The following is a 22680-nucleotide window of genomic DNA, read 5'->3' as shown; positions in this document are numbered from 1 at the left end:
TACACTTGTAAAACCCGTTTTCATAGGTTCTGCTGTTTTAATCTTTAATGCTGGCGCTGGTAACCTTGTTGATAATGTCTTCTTCCAACTTTTCAAGAAACAGCATTTCTGCATAAAACTGCCAATCAAAAGAGGTTGACTGATTTGCTAAATGGACATGGTGATCTTGGTCGAGGATATAATCGTCAGGTTTGGTAAGAATCCGGGTTTTGCCGTATACGGCCTCAAATTCTTTTCGAAGCTCATTAAATTGTTCCTTCAACTTTGATAGCCCTGCCAACGCTTTTTTCCTTACGTCGTCATTTTCGGCTTGATCATAATCGGCCAGTTGTAAAAATGCCTTATTGCTAAATTGTACTAAGTTGTTTACCTGTTCATAGACTTCAAGATTATGGGTGTTTCGTTTGGTCAACTCTTTCACTTCAGTAATTTTGGCCGCAATACTATCATTCAAGGCAACTATTTTTTTAGCATTCTCTATTCTTTCCGCATGTTTTTTGGCCCATTCTCCAGCATTTTGTGCATCTGGCATTTCAAGAACCAGTTTCTCTTTAGCGTTTGGATTACTCTTTAAGTAATTACGGCTGTTGCCCTGCAACAATAGATTTTTCCATTGTGCTACTGGGGTTTCCAGACTATCTATGAAGGCATACTGAGAATCGGCGAGTGCATTGGCGTATTCTCTATGTCTATATGCTGACTTGATTTCTTCCTTCGTTCGCTTGTCACCAGCCCAAGTATATTCGGCAAAGGCCAATATGCCTCTCATATAAAGCTCAAAGTGTGGTGAATCGTCATCCCAAAGTGTCAGCAAAAGACCGTTTAACCCACTTTCGATGGAAGAAAGGGCAAAGGACTTAATATTTGCTATATTACTTTCCCTTTGCGGCATCAGAACCCATCTTGTTTGTCCAGCTGTTGCTCCCATAACCTTAAAACCATGGTCGCTGAACCAGTTCATAGCCTTGCTGTTACCATATGTTTCCGGAGCATGGTAATTCCATCGCATATAGATACAGTTTTTGGGAAACTCGTCCAGAAATTCCACCAACTTATGTTCATTTTCCTCCCAGATTTTATCAACCTCTTCTTTGCTCAAATTTTTGTTGAACATTGGCCCATAGACTTCTGCATGTTGCAATGGCATATCGTCCCAGAAAATAGGAGTTCGACCATGCTCTTCTGCGAATCGGCACACTTTGTTCAACCATTGTAATTGCAGTTCCAAAGCTGATTTGCCACTTCCGCGACCCGTGGTGTGAACCTCATCGCCACCAACATGTAAATATTTTCCGTGTGGAGTGGCTTCCATGGCTTCTTCGTAAAGGTCAAACTGAAGCTCATACGTTTCTGGATCTAGAGGATTGTATGCCCAGTCACTTGTAACGTCATCCCTAAGATGTTTATATTCATCATGCTTGAGCACAAAAGAGGAGTGCCCTAAACCTTGCATGAGAGGACTGATCTCTATGTTTCTTTCCTTTGCATAATCTGAAAGCTTTTTCCATTCAACTTTGCTCAAAGCATCGGCTGAACCAATTTTTGGATGGCGTTCAAATTTGATTTTATCTTCTACTTCAGCTATAATGGCATTGATTTTATAGCTGGATAATTTGTCGATCAACCGATAATAGTAATCCGTTTTTTCCAAATGATGTTTTATGTCCCAATGAATTGAACGATAGGCAAGCAGGGGAAAGTCCTTTATTGTGCATAGGGGAAGAAAAACATCTTGCTCTTTAGCATCGGCGGTAAGTTGTTCAAGGGTTTTAAAGGCGTAGAATAATCCAGCTTCATCCTTTCCCGAAATAATTACCTGATCTGCTTTTATTTCCAAAAGATACCCTTCTGCAGGTATTTCCAAGGTTGAATCGATTCCATATAAAATTTCCGCATCCGATTGGGTTTCGGCTTGGGTTAGTTGTCCTAAACCATCTCCCAAAACAGGAAGGTTTTCGCTGTTTTGCGCAAAAGCCATTTTCAATTGATCGGCCTTGAGGTCGCTAATGCCTACAATTTCAAAATTCTGGGGTGTTGGTAGTAGCTCAAAAGTTCCCGGTTTCTTTTCGGTTTGGATGGTACAGGCGTTCAAAAAGAAGATGAGAAGAAGATAAATGATTGGTTTACAGGATTTCATGCGATTTATGATTAACAGTTGAAGGGTTCCGCTAGGCAAGATATGAAAAAACAACATCAAAATGTGTACGATAACACAATTAATTTTGAAGACCATTTAATTCGGTTTTCAAAACAAATCCTGAGAATGTATGGTTGAAACTTGTTAAAGCGAGATTATATTTTATTAAAAAGCCCGATGTTTTTACATCGGACTTTCATTCAATTAGACATGAAATCCTTTTATTTCATAATAGCCCAGGTGTAACTATTGGCAGGGACTGTAACCTTCAAATCAATACTGTAGTCACGGGCCAACTTGTGGGTCGAAACGGCGCCATTTTGTGATTCAACATGGGTTTCTTTTTCCAATCCCGTATAATAAAGCGGCACTTTAATGGTTTTTGAAATTTCTTTATCGGTCGGATTGTATACCATCAACATGCTCTTTTCCTTACCATTTGGATTTACATTGAGCCAGTAGTCAAGATCATAGCCATCCGCCCTTCTTAAGTGAATGATATCTCCTTCCAATACTTCTCTGTGGCCTTTGAACCAATTGACCATTCTTTTTACCATACCCTTCGTTTTTTCGGAATCAAAGAGTCTAGGACCCCGATAACAAGCCTGTACGCCTCCACCGAGGTTACTGGACATCATCATTTCATAGTGGTCCAAATGTTCATTAAGCGGTTCTATTGTCACTGCTGCACCTCCACCATGGTATTCGGTAAGAGGAACGAACATCCACCCCATTGAAGGTGCTTTTTGCCATGCTCCGTCATAAATGTTTTGACGTGTATGTACAAGTTGTTGATTTCTAGGCAAACTCCAGTTGACTTCACGATACCCCATTCCACATTTATTTCCTCCAGTCATGTAATAGTAATCTGGAATGTTGAGATATATGCCATTGGCGCGACACCATTTATAAAACTCTTGGATGGTCTCATATTGCTCCCACCTTGAATCTTCCAGTCCTTTGTGACCGGGATGGTCCGTAGACATACAAACATCGCCTGGATAGGAACCGTCATGCTCCAATAAGGTGAAGCCAGTTTCTTCGTAAAAGTTGTACAGTTTTTTGAAATAATCTTGACCCCATCGGCTTTCTATACATGGTGAATTACCAAAAGTTGGGCGCTGTCCAGGAGGCATGACCACATCTTGGCCATTACCAATACGTCGAGAAGCCAGTAAAGAGTATCCGCCAATTTCTACACCTTTACTTTTGGCATAGTTGGCATATTTTTTCATTTTGGCTAGATATTCTTCGCTGTCGTTTTCGATATTGAATCCACTACCAAAAGTTAAGATGACCATCTCAAATCCAGCCTCGGAAGCTTGATCTATGGCAGTTTTTACTCGCTCCCAATCCGCAAAACGGGCATGCATCATCAATGGATTTTCAGTTGTCCAAGGTGCTAGAATACGGTACATTCTCCGTAGGGACAAACCTTGACGTTCCCTATCGTAAGAATCATATGGAAGTACGAATGTTCTAAAAGTCTTAAAGGTTTTACCAGATTCAACGGTTTTGTTCGGTCCAATTTCGGGTCCAACGTTCAACAAACATGGGGTTACCCTGAGATAATTGACTTGGGTGTCATACTGGGAATCAGGTAACCAACGTACAGCATGGTGATTGGCATCCTCAACATTAAAACTGGAAAAGGCATAGTCCGTCTCCACATGGATATTTGGTTTGGGAACATTATATTCACGGGTTTCCACCGCAGAACCGTATTCAACGGCAGCCAAAATTTCACTAATAAATTTATCTATGGTAATTTCCTTTTCGCTGTTATTGGTTACATCAAGCCATTTGGCTATTACTGGAATACCATCATAGAGTTCATAATGAACAGACACGGTGATATCATCTTCCGAGAACCCAACGTTGCCACTTTTTGAGGTTTCTCCATAGGAGGCGTAACCCATAATCTGCATGCGAACCAGTTGGCCCAGATTGTCCTTTTTGTCCCCACCTTCACCTTTTCCATTGGTTTTGCCAATACGAACATGTGTGGGCATGGTTTCAAAAGGTGCAAGTTTTTCGATGGTTCTCCAGTCACCACCTTGTGATTTTGCCTCACAAAAAACAGCTTCATCCGTAATTCTATAGCGAAGGGTCCAAGGTTTGGAAACATTCAAGATTTGACGTCCGCCGGCTGCCTTGTGTTCCTTTTTTCCATCCCAAAGGCCAAACATGGCCACTTCATCATCATAATCATTACCTCCGGGACGTAGGTAGAATTTAATGGTCTTATTGGGCCATACTAATGTAATTCCCGCTCCATACTCCTTACTCCTGTCGGTTCCCACATTAATTGTGGTTTCAACGATCCTTGTTTTGGGGTCGAGTTTTTTTTCTGCATAAACAGCGGTATTTGCTAGTGTATATATTTCCCCTATTTTACCTTCGTTTTGGAAAGAAGAGCGCTCGTGGGCTTTGGAGTACACAGTCTTCCACTCGGAGTCGAGCGTTTTAAAATCAGTTTTATAAAGTTTTTCACGTCCATATTCACTGGGAAGCAACGTACCTTCTTTAAACAGGGATTTGGCATCGGGCATTTTATAATCCATGCGCAGGTGGACACCCTTTGGAGGCCATTCTGAACCTTTAGCATAATTTCTAACCTGTTTCCATTCAAAAGGTGCTTTGGGTTCACTTACTTTGTAGCCAACATATTGCATGGAAGATGGGTTGGCTGTCATATCATCAAGCCATTCTGGTTTTAGAAAAGCGTAGTTGGGTTGTCCTTTGAGACCGCCCACTTCGTAATTGATTCCATCAATTTTCACCACTGCTTCGGGTTTCACTCCTCTCAGCAACGATTCACCGGTGACGAGATTATCAAAACGGATGGTAGCTGCATTTGGAGCTATACGAAAGACCCGCTTGATTAGGCCGTTGGTTATTTCTAATTCGTTACCTGCTGTTTGTTCTACTTTGGCTTTATAGGACGAGCCATCTACAAGCCAATCGGTTTGAGCTCTAGCCATTTGTAGATTAACCTGAAATATGCAGATGGTAATTGCTAGATTAAGATGTTTGATTTTCATAAGGAACTGTCGGTTGGATAAGTCGTCACAATAAATGCTACTTCCTTTTGGAGATACGCGATTTGTGAAGAATTATATTCAATGAAAATATCAAAAAAGATAGGGCGGTAAAGGTTTGTTTTTTGAAAAAAAAATTCTCTGCCATCAAAGCCTTTAATGAAAAAAGAGGATTCAAGGAACCTAAATCTATCAAGAGACGGTAGGGTTCTTTTTTGAATCCTCTTCTTAACTGGTAGTTTGGTTATTTTTGGTTAACCCTAATTTGAAAAAGAAGGGCTGGTTATTTAGGGAAACTAAAGTAGTTAAGTAAAAAATAGGTTTCTACAAAATGTTAAACATAAGCTAATACTTTTTTTGCTCAATAGGTAAGAAGTGAGCTTTTTTTGGTCTAATTCTAATGTTTTCAATAAAAAATCAATCGTTGTTACATTATTTACAGTCAACAAAATACTTTTCCTATCTAGGGAAAGTCATGGCCCATTACCAGCGTTTACCTAAATGCTCATTTCTATATATTAAAAGCGGAAGTATGTTTAATTCTTTTAAAACAAATGTGCTGTTCAACTCTCCGATATTTTCAAGTTTTTAAAGAAGAATTAGGTTAGGAAGTGGCATTGCTACATCTTGAAAGCAAAACTCCGATTGTCGTTGATTCCAGTATAAGGGAGGTTCCGGTATTGGAATTGAAAAAGCCCTAATGGAGACGGATTAAGATTTTTGAAAATTGCCGGATTTTTGATAATTACCTTGATAGAAATTTAATCGTTGAAATATCGATTTGGAAAAGTAAAATCGCATCAACATATCCAGGTTACATAATTTGATTCTGCCCAATAGAGAAGTATTGGCATAAAAATAAAAATTTGGAATACCTTGCGGCAGAAATAACCAAATACAACACCAAAATCTGGATTAATGAGAGGAATACGATTTTTACTGGCTATAGGCATGCTTTGGTCAATGACCCTAGGTGCTCAGAATGCAAAAAATGAAGCACTTATTAAATCATTACAAGAAAGGCCATACCCACAATGGTTTCAAGATGCTAAACTTGGAATTTTTATTCATTGGGGATTGTATTCTGTACCTGCATATGGAGCGCCTGAAGCATATTCCGAGTGGTTTTTGCGGGGATTGCAATTAGAAGAGCCTCTTCGCACCAATTTTATGAAAGAGACATATGGGCAAAATTTCACTTATAAAGATTTTGCTCCGCTATTCAAAGCCGAACTGTGGAATCCTGATGAATGGGCTGACCTTTTCAAGCGAGCAGGGGCCAAGTATATTATGTTTGTGACCAAACACCATGATGGTTTTGCACTCTGGCCAAGTAAGTATAACAGAAATTGGAACAGTATGGATGTAGGGCCAAAACGTGATTTGGTTGGTGATGTGACCAAGTCGATTCGCAAGGCCGGACTTAAAATGGGCTTGTACTACTCTTTGGCCGAATGGAATCACCCTCTTCACCGTTGGTATACCGACCCACATGATAGCATTGGAAACTATGTAGACAATTATATGATTCCTCAGTTTAAGGAACTCATAGGAACTTACAAGCCATCACTAATTTTTGCAGATGGCGAATGGTTCAACACCGCAGAGCAATGGCATGCCCCGGAGCTTATAGATTGGTATTATAACTTGGTTGGAGATGATGCCTTAGTAAACAATCGCTGGGGACATGGGCTAGATATAGGATTTTTAACGCCCGAGTATAGCGCAGGAATCAAAGTAACTGACAGGCCATGGACAGAAGTTCGTGGATTGGGAAGATCTTTCGGACTGAACAGGAAAGAACCACTAGAGGCTTACGGAACATCCAAGGAACTTATAGATAGGTTCATTCAAGCCGTAGCCAATGGAGGGGGCATGATATTGAATGTAGGCCCAAAGGCAGATGGGCAAATTCCCCTGATACAACAGGAACGATTAATGCAATTAGGTAAATGGCTTAGCATTAATGGTGATGCAATATATGGCTCTAAACCATATGATAAAATTGAAGAAGAAAAAATGGTCTCTGAACAACGCATAGATTCTTTAATCAATTTTAATTGGGTACGGAATTCTCCAATGAAAGGGATTAAAGAAGATGATTTTACGGCTGAATGGAAAGGATACATAGTTGCACCAGTTTCAGACATATACACTTTTGAAGTAAAAGCAGATGATGCAGCAAGTGTAACCATAGACAATACACTTGTGATAGATCAGAATTATACTGCCGAAGGTACAGACTCCCATGTGATGGGTGCAAATACCGGGGCTTCAACAAATGGGAAAATCAAGCTTAAAGAAGGAGTAGCTTATCCAATTCTTATAAAGTTTAAAGAGAAAAAGCTTCAGGCAGAGATTGCATTGTTCTGGAGTTCTAAAAAAATGAACAAAGCGCTGGTGCCTGCCTCGCAATTGTTTCAAGATAATGCTGCAACTCAACCTGGTCTGATGGGCACTTATAGTTCGCTAAAAACGTATCTCTGCTATACTCAAAACAATGGAAATATCTACGCTATTGCTTTGGAATGGCCTGGCGATAAATTGGAATTAAACATTGCGGACCCTGGAGAGGTAACAGTGTGCATGCTTGGTTTGGATAAAATATTGAAACATTCCTATTTAAATGGAAAATTGGTTGTTGATACCTCCGACATTGGTTTTAATGAGTTGCCCTCTTACGACGCATGGACGTTTGAAATAACTCGTGGTAAGAAATAATATTTTTAATCAAGGATAGCCTCTCTCTATTTACAATATGGACTGAACAATGATGTCTTGGTAGTAAAATAAGGATTACTTTGGGAATCAAGTAATAATCCATTACGCCCAAATGCCTTTCACATGCAAGGCTTGGTATGAATAATGGTTGATTTGCGTTGAAACAAAATATATGATTAGGTCATGTCCTAATTTTTATAAATTCGTTGTTGGAGTATAAATTTATACTCCAATGTTTGTTAAAGTTGAGTATTCAGTTTGAGTTAGTTTGAACAAGGGTCATTGGGTTATCCGAATAGCTAAAACATCTTCAGTATTTAGAGAATTTTTGGCTGGTATTCTGATAGAGGATGTAAAACCAATAAGATTGTGGAATAATTCTCGATATGTGCAAAAAAATACAAATTGAACATAAAGAGAAATCTTGAATTTTAGGGTGTTGAAAAAAATGGCAACAAACCGAACAGTATAAAAAATGTTCTCATCTCTGTACTCTAAACTGCATACTGACCGATGCAAATGTGAGGACATAACGGGCAGTTGACCTTCAAGTTGGTGAATGAGCCAGGGAAATCGCCTCAGATGGGATATCTGGAAGTACAAGCCGATAAGTTCACGGCCCATACGGCCATAGTTTTTGAATATTAAAAAAATAAGCATGAGAATATATAAATTAAGTTCAGGAGACGTAGCAGTTGAAAAAGAGGAAAAATTTTATTATTTAAAAGGAAAAAATTGGGATGACCTGATTAACAGGTCTGAGCTCTATAAGCACATCCATGAAGAAATTTCCCAATTGTCCGCAGGCGATGTGATCGACCCTTCACAAATAGTGGCACCGATAGCATCTCAAGAAGTATGGGCCGCAGGTGTTACATATCTCAGAAGTAAGGAGGCACGAATGGATGAAGCCAAGGCAAGCGGAGGAGATGTATTCTATAATAAGGTATACGATGCTGACAGGCCGGAGCTGTTTTTCAAAGCCACTGCACAAAGAGTTGTGGGAACCGGACAGTCGGTCAATATTCGAAGAGATTCCGGATGGGATGTTCCAGAACCTGAATTGACCCTATTGATTAATTCCAATGGAGAAATTCAAGGGTATACTATTGGTAATGATATGAGTTCTCGAAGCATTGAAGGAGAGAATCCTTTATACTTGCCGCAAGCCAAGGTTTTTGAAAAATGTGCTGGTTTAGGGCCATCTATTTACCTATCGGAAGGGCCTATTTCTCCCAAAACGGAGATAAAAATTGAAATCAGTAGGGGTGATGAGGTTATGTATTCCGATAAAGTGGCTATTAGTATGATGAAAAGAACCCATATAGAGTTGGCCGGATTTCTCTTTAGAGAATGCGATTTTCCTAAAGGAGTTTTCTTAATGACGGGGACTTGCTTGGTTCCTGATGACGATTTTACCCTTAAGGTAGGAGATAAGGTAGCCATTACCATTGAGCCTGTAGGTACATTGGTAAATCATGTTTCCATGAAAAATTAGATGAAGCAAAAGACTAAAAAAAATAGAATGTCATTTTACGCCATAAATCCAAGAAACAATGAGCGGCTGGAAGGAGAATTCCAAAATGCCACGCAAGAACAAATAAATGAAGCCGTAGCACAAGCGGTGACTGCGTTTGAAACATACAAGAAAAAAGATAAGGACAGTATTGCCGATTTCCTTAACCAAATCGGAGATGAAATCTTAGCATTGGGTGATGAATTGATACAACGATGTTCAGCCGAATCTGGATTACCTGAAGCCAGACTTATAGGTGAGCGAGGAAGAACCGTAAACCAAATGAAATTGTTTGCTTCGGTGGTAAAAGAAGGCTCTTGGGTTGATGCCCGCATCGATACCGCCCAACCTGAAAGGACGCCAATACCAAAACCTGATATCAGACATATGCTCATTGCATTAGGGCCTGTGGCTGTATTTGGAGCGAGCAATTTTCCACTGGCATTCTCCGTGGCTGGTGGTGATACTGCTTCTGCTTTAGCAGCTGGTTGTCCTGTTGTTGTAAAAGGACATCCTGCACATCCGGGAACCTCAGAATTGGTGGCAAAAGCCATTAAAACTGCAGCCAAAAAGACCGGAATGCCAAAAGGAGTATTTGCATTGGTGCAAGGGAATACTATTGAAGTTGGAGGAGCTTTGGTGAAACACCCAAGCATCAAAGCTGTTGGATTTACAGGATCGTTTGGTGGAGGTAAGGCTTTGTTCGATTTGGCAAACTCACGTCCCGAGCCTATTCCTGTTTTTGCTGAGATGGGGAGCACAAATCCAGTGTTCTTTTTGCCCGGAGCTTTAAAAGAAAATGCGGAAGGATTAGCGCAAGGTTTGGCTGGCTCCATTGCTTTGGGAGTTGGACAATTTTGTACTAATCCAGGCCTTAATTTTATGCAACAATCTTCAGAAGCGGAGGTCTTTGGTGATGTTTTGGCCAAGGCCATTGGTGAAACAGCGAGTGCAACAATGTTGACACCAGGGATTAAAACAGCTTATAGCAAAGGGCTTGAAACATTGGGGAATGTTTCAGGAGTAGATACACTTGCTAAAGGATTGGATGCAAGTGGTGATAATGACGCACAAGCAGTTGTGTTTAAAACTTCTGCGGAAGATTTTGCTTCTAATCATATTCTAGCAGAGGAAAATTTTGGACCTTCCAGTGTTTTGGTCGAAGCTAATACTAAAGATGAGATTTTGGATGCTGCGCGCAATTTAGAAGGCCATCTTACAGCTACCGTGCATGGAACTCCAGCTGATTTGGAAGAATACAAAGATTTGTTCGACATCTTGGAACAAAAGGTAGGTAGGATTATTGTAAATGGATACCCTACAGGCGTTGAAGTTTGCCATTCTATGGTACACGGAGGACCTTATCCAGCAACTACAGCACCTCAATCTACATCGGTGGGAACAAACGCAATCAAGCGTTTTGTACGTCCAGTGAGTTTTCAGGACTACCCGGATAGTTTGTTGCCAAATGCTCTAAAAAGTGGTAACCCTCAAGGTATCTGGAGATTGGTAGATGGAGAACTTACCAAATAATATTTGGTTGTTTGAACAAACGACATAAGACAAGATAAAAAGACAATGACATCAAAATTTATAAAATTCCTGATACTGTAGTTGGTTTTTGCGCTATCAGTTAGTGCGCAAGAAAAAGAAAACTATAATGCGACCCTATGGTATGAATACCCGGCTGAAGATTGGAAAACACAAGCATTGCATATAGGAAATGGTTATATGGGTGCCTCATTCTACGGAGGTGTAAAAGAAGAGCGTTTTGACATTACAGAAGAGACAGTGTGGTTTGGCGGCCCAGGTCAAAATCCAAACTATAATTACGGTATTGTAGAAGGGAGCAATGCTAAACTGGGAGATATTAGAAAGGCTATAGTAGATGGTGATATTAAAAAGGCTGATAAACTGGTATCCAAGAATTTTGTTGGGGACTATTCAGATTTTGGGGTACTTACATCTCTAGAGCAGCTGTACTTTTCTTTTGAGAATCATGAAGGGAAGGCTACCAATTACAAAAGAAAACTGGATGTATCCAAGGCACTTGCAACCGTAAGTTACAATTTAAATGGCGTTCAATATACCCGAGAATATTTTGCTAGTTATCCGGACCGGGTTATCGGTATTCATTTTGAGTCTAGTGTTCCTGGTAAGTTGGGTTTTTCTATCCACAGAAACTTTACCCAAAAAGAAAATGAAGTTACTATCAAGGACAATGAAATACATGTTCAAGGAAAGATAGATGGAAATAACCGTAACTATGAGATAAGGATCAAAGTGCTTCATGATGGGGGTGAAATTACCAATGATAATGGTAGACTAAAGCTTTCTGGAGCAACTTCGGAAACGGTGCTTTATACCACGGCAACGGAGTGCCTTCCGATAGCACCACTTTACAATGGAGCAAATCCAGAGAAAATCACAAAAAAGCTTATCAAAGCAGCTGCGAAAAAAGGATATGATCAACTTAAAAAAGAACATGTTGCCGATTATACGGCTCTTTATGATCGAACGTCCTTAGAAATGGATGGTGACCCTCTGCTTGAAAAACTCCCGACCAATGAACGTTTTGAAATGCTCAAAACGGGAATGACCGATGATGCGGGACTAAAAGTATTGCTTTTTAACTTGGGTAAATATTTGTTACTCAGTGCTTCTAGAGAAGGAACGTTACCTTTGGGACTACAGGGAGTTTGGGTGTCAGATATACCAGCAGCATGGGCTGGAAATTACCAAAGTAATATCAACCTTCAGGAAATGTATTGGACAGCAGGTCCCCTTAACCTTCCAGAAGCCCAAGAGGCCTATATCAATTGGATAAAAACACTCGTTGGGCCTGGACGTAAGGTTGCCAAAGCGTATTATGGAACTGATGGATGGGTAAGCCATACCACAGGTAATATCTGGGGGTTTGCTTCTCCCGGGGCCGATATGTTATGGGGAATGTATCCAAGTGGAGCTGCTTGGCACTGTCAACACCTTTGGAGTCAATATGAATATACCCAAGACAAGGACTATTTGAGAGACGAGGCATATCCAGTAATGAAGGAAGCCACGCAATTTTAGTTGCAGAATCTGATTCCCTATGAAGGGAAACTTATCGTAGCACCTACGGTATCTGCGGAACACGGGGTAGATTTCAAAGATGGCAAAGCTGTGGATTACGCATTGACCAATGGAGAAGCCAGAGGAGGAAAACTGTTCAATTTGCCAGGAGCTTATCAAGATATTCAGATGGTATATGATTTATTCTCTAATACAATCCTCGCCTCTAAAGAATTAGGAATTGATGCAGATTTCCGTCAGGAGGTTAAGGATAAGCGAGATCAGTTATTACCGATGCGCATTGGAAAATATGGACAGTTACAAGAATGGGCCTGGGATGTCGACAAACCCCGTGACCCACATATGTATGCCCTTATGCCCGGTAGGCAGATAGACCCTATTAAAACTCCTGAATTGGCAGAAGCTGCAGAAAAATCTCTTAATATGAGAGGGCACCTTTTATGGCCGTAAATGGCCACACATGGGGGGAAATTGGAACAAAACATGGCGTATCTGGTGTTTCACAAGATTGGGCGATGGCGAAAAAGCTGCACGTATTTTTAACGATATGATTACGGGTTCTGCCTATGAAAACCTAATGCAAGACCAGAGTGGCAATATGCAGGTAGATGGCTCTATGTCTACCCCAGGTTTTATGGCTGAAATGCTATTGCTTGCAATCTCAACAAGGAGAAATACACTTGTTACCAGGACTTCCGGTTGAATGGCCAGCTGGAGAAGTGAAAGGCCTTATTGCCCGTGGTGGATTTAAAGTGGATATGGAATGGCGCTATGGTCATTTGGTATCGGCCACTATAAAATCCTTAAATGGAAATGATATTCCACCTATTCGAGTAATGGGTGAATTAATTGACGCTGCAAACGATAAGCTGATAAAGATTATTAACTAATTAAAGGTGCCGATATCAAACATTTGGAATGATATTACGGACATGAATTAAATCAATTTTGATGAAACACAACGCACTTTTTCTTTCACTGGTAATCCTTTTGTATTCATGTGGAGATGGTAAAAAAGAAAAGACTTTGCCGCAGCAGGAACCAAAAGATATAACCGTTTCAACATGGGAAGATTTGATCAATGTTCCAATTCCGGAATGGTATGAAGATGCCAAGTTTGGGATTTTTATCCACTGGGGGCCCTATGCTGTACCCGGATGGAGTGATGGAGGAGATTATTCAGAATGGTACGCTACCCAAATGTATCGTAAACCATCTTTCATAAAATACCATACCGAAAATTATGGCGAGCCAGGAGTATTTGGGTATAAAGATTTTATCCCCATGTTCAAGGCCGAAAAGTTTAATTCAAATGCTTGGGCCGAAGTTTTTAAGGCATCAGGAGCAAAGTATGTTATTCCAACTGCTGAACACCACGATGGTTTTGCCATGTGGGATACAGACCTTACTCCTTGGAATGCGGTAGATATGGGGCCAAAGTTTGATTTTATCAAATTGTTGGGCAAAACGGTTCGAGCTGAAGGGCTTAAGTATGGGATATCCTACCATAGAGAACGTCATTGGGGATACTATACCAATAGTTTGAACACCTATTGACACAAGTAGCAACCATGCCTAAGTATTGAAAACTCTTTTTATTGGTAATTGGACGATTTTGATTAAAATCTCTATAAAATCAGAGAAGTTCAGAGGTTTGTTATTGATAGATATTTGTACTATAGAAAATAAAAACTATTAATTTCGAGTTTACAAAATATCAGGTAATACTTTTCAAGTATGTGATTGTTATCTGACGAATAAGCCTCTAATGAGAATGAAAACTACATCACCAAGATAGTTAGCGAACAATTGTGAAAAAAATTACGATTAAAGATATTGCGGAAGAACTAGGTGTCTCAAGAGCATTGGTCTCTTTTGTGATGAATGGCAAGGCTGAAGAAATGAGGGTTAGCAGGGTAATGGAGGAAAAAGTCAAACGCAAAGCCAAGGAATTAGGGTACATGGCAAATCGTACTGCGAAAGCGTTGAGAACGGGAAAATCGAACACCATAGGGTTGATAGTTGCAGATATCTCAAATAGTTTTTTTTCCAAACTCGCTAAAAGTATTGAAATAGAAGCAATGAAAAATGGTTATGACGTTATATTTGGAAGTTCGGATGAGGATTCATTGAAATCTTCTAATTTAATTAATGTCTTCATAGAAAGAAATGTTGACGGCCTGATAATTTGCGCAACGGAAGGCGACCAAGAATGGGTCAACAAGCTTCATGAAAGGAAAATTCCTTTTGTGTTAGTCGATCGTTTTTTTCATGACCTAGAGGCCAATACGGTGGTTGTGGATAATTATATGGGTTCTTATGAAATTGTTCAGAGATTGATAGGAAAAGGCATAAAGAAAATTGCCTATGTAAGCATTAATGAATGGTTGCCACATATGAAAGACCGCCTTTTGGGGTATAAGAATGCACTTAAGGCCAATGGAATCTCTTACGAAGCTTCTCTTGTCAAAAACGTATCTTTTGATAACATTGTAGAGGATACCGAAGTTGCAGTAAAAGAGCTGATAAATAACATAAAGGACTTAGAGCTTATATATTTTGGCAATTATTTCTTGACTTTATTAGGAACCAAAGTTCTTCGCGAGATGAATAAAAAGAACTTATCTGGTGTTTTGACTTCCAGTTTTGGAAATCATTTGTTCATGGAACTTATGGAAGACATTCCTCTAGTAAGAGGTATTCAACCTATTGGACCCATGGGTAAGCAGGCAGTACAGCTTATTCTAAAACAAATAAAATCGTCTGTTTTCTTAAATGAAAAAATCATCTTGCCATTAGACATCGTGGAAATTGGATAGTTCTTAGAAACTAGACTCCCAACAATTTAGTTGAACATCAGAGGATTTTTCATATTCGAATCAACTTTGGTAAAGTCTTGATTGAGCATTAAAAAAACAAGTTAAACAATTTTTAAGCGTTAATTTTTTGTTTAATGTGTTATAAATTATATTTTAGCTAAACCGATTAAGCAAGATTATATATCTTGTTTAAGAATTTCAAACTAACAAACTAAACTCTTTGATTTCAAGGCTATCACATAACCATAACAAACTGGTTGAAGATTTTCAGTTAGGCAAAAATGTTAAAGCTGAATATGGCCTTTTGATGGAAGACTCTCAACTGTGGTCCGAATTTCAATCTGGAAATGAAAAGGCATTTGCAAAGATGTATAGGGACAACACGACCGTATTATATTCCTACGGTATAAAGTTTGTCAATAACGGTCCATTGGTCAGGGATTGCATACAAGATTTGTTTGTCGAAATCTGGAACAAAAAACATAGGTTAGGTGAAGTTAAGTCGATCAGATCTTATTTGTTCAAATCGCTTAGAAGAAAAATCCGAAACGAAGTCTTGGCCTCCAAACGCAGAAAAACGGAATTTGATTATTATGGTAACCTCAATTATACTATATTAAATTCAGAGGAAAAAAAACTTATTGAAAAGCAGGAATTTGATCGCCAAATTCAAAAATTGGAAAAAGTGATGGACAAACTTACTCCAAGACAAAGGGAGATAGTCCACCTTAAATACTATTCCAAATTAAACTATACCGAAATAGCAGAAGTGCTGAATTTGTCCGTTAAGGCGACTTACAATTTAATGGGTAGGGCAGTTCAAGCATTGCGGAGTCAATGGATTGACCTCTGAACTTAATATACTTTTTAATCTTCTTTTTTTGCCCTGAATACAGATTTCTTTACTTTTTTTTGAAAAAAAACCAATTTTCTTGAGGTAATTTTTTCGATTTGACTCTCTATATTAATACAAGGCATTGATTTTATAATCTTGTTTGCATGAAATACAAGCAATTTGAGGAAGAGGATTTTTTGAAAGATGAATATTTTCAAAAATGGGTTTTGGATAATGATTCCATGGTTCAGAATTTTTGGGAAAACTGGCTAAGAGAAAATCCAGAGAAAAAAAAGATAGTCGAAAGCGCCTCTAAACTCATCAAACTATTGGCCGTGGATCATACGGAACTTTCTGAAGATGGTTTTGGTGAAATGTGGCAGAATATAGTGCAGAACAGAAAAGATTCTGTCGATTCGATTTTTTCTCCAAAACCAAAAAAACGCAAAGCAAGGATTCTTTTAAGGACTGTTGCTGTTTTTGCTGCGATTTTCGTGTCCGCTTTGGGCGTTAAGATGTCAGGGGTTTTTAAAAAGATAGAAGTGGTCTACCCTGATTCTGAGGTCACGCTTGAATTGCAAGATGGGTCTGTCAGAGTTCTTGATGAAGCAAGCATGCAAGAAATAACTGATGCTAAAGGACAAATGATTGTAAACCAGGATAAATCTAGGTTGATTTACGAAAGCAGGAATGATAAGCTGTCCAAAACTATCGCATTCAACACGTTGACAGTGCCCTATGGAAAAAAATTTGAACTACGCCTGTCTGATGGGACAAAAGTTTTTCTTAATTCAGGAACAAGCCTTAGATATCCTGTTGAATTTTTGGACAATAAGCCGCGAAATGTCTTTTTGGATGGGGAAGCATATTTTTCGGTTGAAAAGGATGAAGAAAGGCCCTTTACGGTCATCACTGATGAAATGAATACTCAAGTGTACGGAACCGAGTTTAATGTTTCCAGTTACAAAAATGAAAGAAACACTTCTACGGTATTGGTGGAAGGTAGTGTGGGAGTATATAAATCAAATAACGGGAATGGTCAAAAACCAGTAGGTATAACTCCTGGTCAGCGTGCTGTATTTGAGGAAGATGTGATTTCCATTGAAAAGGTTAATGTGAAAAAATATACAGCATGGGTAAATGGGGAATTATTCTTTGTTGAAGATCGTTTTGAGCTTATCATAAAAGAATTGGAAAGACATTTTGATGTAGAGATTGATAATCAATATGCTGATCTTAATAGAATACGATTTACAGGAACTTTTGCCGATGAATCACTTGATCAAATATTGAGAATCTTTAATGAACATACGCCTTTTGATTATGCTCTAAAAGGGGGAGTCGTGACTTTGATGAAAAAGTAAGAGAAAAAGCTATTTTCTTTGAGAGAAGAAAATTGATGTAATGTTTTTGTGAACAAATTAAAAATGATACTGTGTATGGATAGATGACTTAATGATAACAAAAAATCGGAAAATGTTGGAGCCATTTTCCGATTGCAAATTGATTTTTAGCTTGAAACCAAATAATCAAAATCAAACAAAAGTATGAAAAAACTAACAAAATTTGTGGAAGGATGTTACAGTATTCTTCCCAAAATGAACTTGAAAATGAAGTTTACACTCCTGTTTTTCTCGATTGCATTATTCCAATTGCAGGCAGAAACAGGTTATGCGCAAAAAACGAAAATTAACTTAGACCTTAAAGAGGTTTCAGTTTTGTCGGTAATCGATGAGATTGAATCAAAAACTGAGTTTAGGTTTCTGTACAGTAAGGCAGAATTGAATCTTGAACGAAGTGTTAGTATTCTTGCCCGAAAGCTTAGAATAGAACGGGTACTGCAAAAATTGTTCGGCGAAGGAAAAGTGAACTATAAGATTGTCGACCGGCACATTGTGCTTACACCAAAAAAACTGATACCTATTAAAAGGGCAGATTTGGAGGAATCGGATGATGAAGATGAACTACAGATGACCATCACTGGGAATGTTACTGACGAAGGTGGCGCTCCCTTACCAGGAGCCAGTATAGTTGAAAAGGGAACCACAAATGGTACTCAAAGTGATTTTGACGGAAACTTCAGTATAGCAGTTACCGATGAAAATGCGATTTTGGTGATATCCTATATCGGTTTTGCTACAAAAGAGATAGCTGTTAGTGGGCAAACCAATATCAATGTGGCTTTAAGTGAAACCGCAGCTGGGTTGGATGAGGTGGTCGTGGTTGGATATGGTACCCAAAAGGCCAAAGACCTTACGGGTTCTATAAAACAGATTTCAGCAGAGGATTTTAAGGACAATGCCACTGGAGGTAATTCTACATTGGCGTTACAAGGGCGTGTTGCAGGGGTGCGTGTGGTAAACACAGGAAGTAGCCCAGGAGCGGCGCCGAATATTACCATTCGTGGAGCAGGTTCCAGAAACGATGATGGGAATGTTCCCCTGTTTGTTATTGATGGGCAGATAGTCTCCACTGGGGTAGGTTTCCTGAACCCTAATGATATTGAGACCATGACGGTGTTAAAAGACGCATCTGCGGCTGCCATATATGGATCCAGAGCTGCTGCTGGGGTGGTATTAATTACTACCAAAAGAGGTAAGGTGGGTAAGCCTACCATTGAATTTAGTTCCTATTATTCCTTTGATAGATTGACCAATGAAGTGGATTTGTTGAATGCTGAGGAATACGAACTTTTAAATAGAGAATGGTACACTAATGCCGATAGGGAGCCTGCGGAAGGATTGACTCCTGCAATTCCTGGAAATACCAATTGGCTCGATGAGACACTTAGAACAGGGTCCCAACAAAACTACCACTTATCCATAAGAGGAGGTGGCGAAAACAATCGGTATGCCGTTCAGGCAGGCTACTTCCACCAAGAAGGTTTGGTGAAGACCACGGCTTTTGACCGTTATAGCTTTAGGGTGAACAATGATATCGATGTAGGGGAACGTTTTAAGTTAGCATCGTCTTTGGATATTACCTATGGTCAAAGAGCTAGAACTAATGAAAGAGATGTCATCTTTTTCTCACTTCAATATCCCAAAAATCAGGCAGTTCGTGATTCAGAGGGCAACTTGGTATTTGCCGGCCCAGGGTACACCCTGTCACACCCATTGGTTTTATTAGAAAACGATGGATTTGATGAAGGCAATTTAAGAGGTATTGGTAATGTGTCTGGAGAATACGAAATTTTAGATGGATTAAAAATAAAATCCACTTTTGGAGTGGAATATTCATCGAGCAATTTAAACAATTTCAGTCCTACTGCATTCTATCCGACAGATGGTAACAACATCAATAATAGGGACAATAATCGCTTGGAAGTAAACACCAATAGATTGTTTGTGTGGAATTGGGACAATCAAATTTCCTATGCCAAATCTTTTGGGGATCATAGCTTCGATGCCATTTTATTACATACGGCTCAGGAATCCGATTTTACGCATTATGGTTTAGCGGCCAGGAATTTTTTGACAAATAGCCCGAGCCTTCGTGTAATCAATGCCTCTTTGTCATTGGACGAATTGGCCGGGAGTGGTGACAACGGCTTCAATAGTAAGACACAATGGGCCATTTCATCGCTTGTTGGAAGATTAAACTATAACTATAAAGGAAAGTACTTGTTAACAGGTACTGTTAGAAGGGACAAATCCTCCAGGGTGCACCCTGACTTTAGAGAAGCCACTTTCCCTTCTGTTTCCGCAGGTTGGGTTGTTAGTGAAGAATCTTTCTTTAATGTGCCCTTTATAGACAGATTGAAATTTAGAGGAGGATGGGGAGAAATTGGAAATGAGGTGGCACAAGATGATTATCCCTACCAATCATCCTTTGTGCCTATTGACAACTATGTTTTGGGGTTAGACCAAAATCAGGTGCCGGCTGTTGAGGCAAACCGTATTCAAAATAGTTCACTGCAATGGGAAGCTACCACAACCACAAACTTTGGTATGGACCTTAATATGTTCAACAATAGAGTATCGTTGACCGCTGATTATTTTAAAAAGGATACAGAAGGAATTATCATTCAGCCTGAATTTACCGCTCTTTTTGGTCTGCAACCATCTTTTCAAAACACATCGCATATTCGTAATTCAGGGTTTGAAATTGCTTTTACCTATGCTGATAATATTGGTGATTTTTATTTTGAGATAAGCCCTAATTATTCTTATATTAAAAATGAGATAATTACGCTTAGCCCTTCAGAAGATTTGGTCGATGCTTCTGTTGGCTTGTCGAGGGTTGGGAAGCCTTGGACCAGCGAACTTATATATGAGTCCATTGGTGTATTTCAAGACCAGGGGGAGATAGACGCTCTTAACGCTGCCGCTCCGGACGGTGTCTATCAAGAGCCTGGAACGGCGCCAGGTGATGTTATATATAGGGACAGAAACAATGATGGTGAAATTACACCAGATGACCGATTTTGGTTTGGCCAAGGAGTACCTCCACATAATTATGGGTTAAGTGTAACCATGAAATACAAAAATTTTGACCTAAACGTTTTGGGAGTTGGTCAAGCAGGAGGATATACTGAATGGGATCCCTTCTTCGGGTACCATAACTTTATCAGGCCCTTGGAAATTACCGGTGCTTTTCTTTTGGATAGGTGGCATGGTCCAGGTACAAGTAATAGGTTGCCACGTATAGTACAAGGAGATCCAAATCAAAACCGAAGGGCGTCAACGCTTTTCTTCGAGGATAATGATTACTTTAGAATCCAGAACATCCAATTGGGGTATACCTTGCCCCCGGAGACCATAGAAAGTTTGGGATTGAGCAATTTAAGGTTGTATGCTGCTGGTCAAAACCTATTTACTTTTAGTGACTTTAACGGTTTTGACCCACAAACAGGTTACTCAGGCTTTCCAGTAGCTGGATCCATATATTTTGGTATAAATGCAACGTTTTAAAAAAAAGTGATTATGAAAAAAAATAATGTTTTAACAGTTTTGGCTTCACTGATACTTTTGGTATCGTGCAGTGATGATTTTTTGGACAAACAGCCTTTCGGGGTAACAGCATCAGATGAATTTTTTGCTAACGAGCAAGATGCGTTGTTGGCCATTAACGGGGCGTATGAAGAATTGTCTAAATTTAAACACGGTGGAAGAAATGAAATCAATGCGTTTGATGCTACAGGGCTGATGTGGTCCGGTAATGTACAGGAGCACCCAGATTTGACTTCATATTTTGGAGTTGTCCGTGATTTCCTTATTGATCCTGAAGATGATTTGACCAACCATAATTGGTGGAGGGGCTATGTGGGGATACAGCGTGCTAACCAAGTAATACAAAATGTACCTGGAATTGAGGATATTGATACGGGATTACGTGATAGAATTATTGGGGAGGCTTATTTTCTACGTGCCCTATATTACCATTATATGGTAATGTGGTATGGTGGAGTTCCTATTGTGGATAGATTGTTGGATCCGGGTAATGAGGCGGATTTTGTTATTCCTCGTTCTACTAAAGAAGAGACTTTGGCTTTGGCAAAGTCCGATTTGGAAAAGGCGGAAACCATGTTGCCCACAAGCTACTCCAATGATGATTTAGGTAGGGCTACTAGGGGTGCTGCAAAAGCATTGCTGCTTAAAGTGCTATTATGGCAACAAGATTACCCAGCAGCCTTGGCCAAGGCCCAGGAAATTGAAGGTATGGGGTATGCCTTGGTTGATGAGTACACGAGTTTGTTCGATGGAACCAATGAAAATAGCACAGAATCCGTTTTTGAGATTCAGTTTGCCGCAGCAGGAGGTCAAGAAACAGGATCATCCCTATCCCTGATATATGGCCCTAATGGAGAAGGTATGGTGCCCAATGGAGGATGGGGTTTTGTTCGCCCGTTGCCAGATTTGGTAAATGAATTTGAAGATGGAGACTCAAGAAAGGCCGCCACTTTGTTTGAACCCGGCGATACCTTTACTAGAAATAATGGTGATGTGATTACATTTGAAGATAGAGTAGGTGGTACTGGTTTTGGGGTCAGAAAATATGTTACGGACCCACCTGATGGAGCCACTGTTGGTATTAATTATGCCCCTCAGAATTTTCATGAGATTCGTTATGCAGAGGTTATCTTGTTATATGCCGAAGCATTGTTGCGTAATAATCAAAAAGATGCGGCTGTGGCCCAGATCAATAGGGTAAGGGCCAGACCTTCGGTAGATTTACCAGCACATGATCCAGGAACATTAACGGATCAACAGGCCTGGGAAGCGCTGTATCATGAATATCGTGTAGAACTGGCTTTGGAAGCACGCTTTGGGTATGCATTAAGGAGATGGGGTATCGCTGCCGAATGGTATGCTTCAAAAGCAGGTGTGGATGGAAATCTTGCATCATTTGAAAATTTCACACCAGGGAAAGATGAGGTATTGCCAATTCCTCAAAGACAAATTGATTTTTCTGTTGGGACATTGGATCAAAACCCTGGACACTAATAACTGTAATTGTGCTAAAAATTTTTAACAATAAGTTTTTTACTACTGTTAACTACACATAGGTATTTTTAATGAGTAGTTTGAGTTAGTTAG

The 22680-nt window shown here is 39.6% G+C and carries 13 protein-coding genes and 1 pseudogene; 12 read left to right on the top strand and 2 right to left on the bottom strand.

Annotated features, from left to right (window positions below):
• Positions 1-37: 37 nt before the first annotated feature.
• Together E4661_RS00260 and E4661_RS00255 are read right to left on the bottom strand one after the other, a co-directional pair.
• Positions 38-2137 (bottom strand): glycoside hydrolase family 20 zincin-like fold domain-containing protein, encoded by a 2100-nt coding sequence (locus E4661_RS00260; RefSeq protein WP_136464812.1) that lies wholly within the window; start codon positions 2135-2137, stop codon positions 38-40.
• A gap of 221 nt (positions 2138-2358) precedes the next feature.
• On the bottom strand, positions 2359-5181 hold the full coding sequence (locus tag E4661_RS00255) for a hypothetical protein (protein WP_136464811.1): 2823 nt from the start codon (positions 5179-5181) through the stop codon (positions 2359-2361).
• 915 nt (positions 5182-6096) lie between these two features.
• Here E4661_RS00255 and E4661_RS00250 point away from each other — a divergent pair.
• The 12 genes and pseudogenes from E4661_RS00250 to E4661_RS00205 all read left to right on the top strand — a co-directional run bounded on the left by E4661_RS00250 (position 6097) and on the right by E4661_RS00205 (position 22587).
• Entirely contained in the window at positions 6097-7899 is a 1803-nt protein-coding gene (locus E4661_RS00250; protein WP_136464810.1) for an alpha-L-fucosidase, read from the top strand.
• 658 nt (positions 7900-8557) lie between these two features.
• Entirely contained in the window at positions 8558-9397 is an 840-nt protein-coding gene (locus E4661_RS00245) for a fumarylacetoacetate hydrolase family protein (protein ID WP_136464809.1), read from the top strand.
• A 27-nt stretch (positions 9398-9424) separates the two neighbouring features.
• Positions 9425-10948, top strand: a complete 1524-nt coding sequence (locus tag E4661_RS00240; protein WP_205728904.1) for an aldehyde dehydrogenase (NADP(+)) — start codon at positions 9425-9427, stop codon at positions 10946-10948.
• Between the two features lie 81 nt (positions 10949-11029).
• Positions 11030-12937: pseudogene (locus E4661_RS19235) on the top strand (glycoside hydrolase family 95 protein).
• Between the two features lie 10 nt (positions 12938-12947).
• Positions 12948-13190 (top strand): glycosyl hydrolase family 95 catalytic domain-containing protein, encoded by a 243-nt coding sequence (locus E4661_RS19225; protein ID WP_205728901.1) that lies wholly within the window; start codon positions 12948-12950, stop codon positions 13188-13190.
• On the top strand, positions 13168-13377 hold the full coding sequence (locus E4661_RS19220) for a glycoside hydrolase family 95-like protein (protein WP_205728900.1): 210 nt from the start codon (positions 13168-13170) through the stop codon (positions 13375-13377). The genes E4661_RS19225 and E4661_RS19220 overlap by 23 nt, the downstream gene beginning before the upstream one ends.
• Positions 13378-13438: 61 nt before the next feature.
• Positions 13439-14044, top strand: a complete 606-nt coding sequence (locus E4661_RS00230; protein WP_136464807.1) for an alpha-L-fucosidase — start codon at positions 13439-13441, stop codon at positions 14042-14044.
• Between the two features lie 254 nt (positions 14045-14298).
• A complete protein-coding gene (locus E4661_RS00225; RefSeq protein ID WP_136464806.1) occupies positions 14299-15306 on the top strand; it encodes a LacI family DNA-binding transcriptional regulator in 1008 nt (335 codons plus the stop codon).
• 220 nt (positions 15307-15526) lie between these two features.
• Positions 15527-16159 carry an RNA polymerase sigma factor gene (locus E4661_RS00220; RefSeq protein ID WP_136464805.1) on the top strand — a complete coding sequence of 211 codons (633 nt, stop codon included), beginning with the start codon at positions 15527-15529 and terminating at the stop codon, positions 16157-16159.
• A 146-nt stretch (positions 16160-16305) separates the two neighbouring features.
• Positions 16306-17505: a FecR family protein gene (locus tag E4661_RS00215; protein ID WP_136464804.1), complete on the top strand. Its 1200-nt coding sequence runs from the start codon at positions 16306-16308 to the stop codon at positions 17503-17505.
• 183 nt (positions 17506-17688) lie between these two features.
• On the top strand, positions 17689-21054 hold the full coding sequence (locus E4661_RS00210; protein ID WP_136464803.1) for a TonB-dependent receptor: 3366 nt from the start codon (positions 17689-17691) through the stop codon (positions 21052-21054).
• 12 nt (positions 21055-21066) lie between these two features.
• Positions 21067-22587 carry a RagB/SusD family nutrient uptake outer membrane protein gene (locus E4661_RS00205; protein ID WP_136464802.1) on the top strand — a complete coding sequence of 507 codons (1521 nt, stop codon included), beginning with the start codon at positions 21067-21069 and terminating at the stop codon, positions 22585-22587.
• Positions 22588-22680: the final 93 nt, after the last annotated feature.

Origin of the sequence: Flagellimonas onchidii (assembly GCF_004804315.1) — a bacterium.
GTDB lineage: Bacteria > Bacteroidota > Bacteroidia > Flavobacteriales > Flavobacteriaceae > Flagellimonas > Flagellimonas onchidii.
This window is presented reverse-complemented; position numbering and strand designations above follow the sequence as displayed.

Coding starts and splice junctions, on each gene's coding strand:
- E4661_RS00210 (WP_136464803.1), top strand. CDS start 17,689: ATGAAAAAACTAACAAAATTTGTGGAAGGATGTTACAGTATTCTTCCC.
- E4661_RS00215 (WP_136464804.1), top strand. CDS start 16,306: ATGAAATACAAGCAATTTGAGGAAGAGGATTTTTTGAAAGATGAATAT.
- E4661_RS00205 (WP_136464802.1), top strand. CDS start 21,067: ATGAAAAAAAATAATGTTTTAACAGTTTTGGCTTCACTGATACTTTTG.
- E4661_RS00260 (WP_136464812.1), bottom strand. CDS start 2,137: ATGAAATCCTGTAAACCAATCATTTATCTTCTTCTCATCTTCTTTTTG.
- E4661_RS00250 (WP_136464810.1), top strand. CDS start 6,097: ATGAGAGGAATACGATTTTTACTGGCTATAGGCATGCTTTGGTCAATG.
- E4661_RS00240 (WP_205728904.1), top strand. CDS start 9,425: ATGTCATTTTACGCCATAAATCCAAGAAACAATGAGCGGCTGGAAGGA.
- E4661_RS19225 (WP_205728901.1), top strand. CDS start 12,948: ATGGGGGGAAATTGGAACAAAACATGGCGTATCTGGTGTTTCACAAGA.
- E4661_RS00230 (WP_136464807.1), top strand. CDS start 13,439: ATGAAACACAACGCACTTTTTCTTTCACTGGTAATCCTTTTGTATTCA.
- E4661_RS00255 (WP_136464811.1), bottom strand. CDS start 5,181: ATGAAAATCAAACATCTTAATCTAGCAATTACCATCTGCATATTTCAG.
- E4661_RS00245 (WP_136464809.1), top strand. CDS start 8,558: ATGAGAATATATAAATTAAGTTCAGGAGACGTAGCAGTTGAAAAAGAG.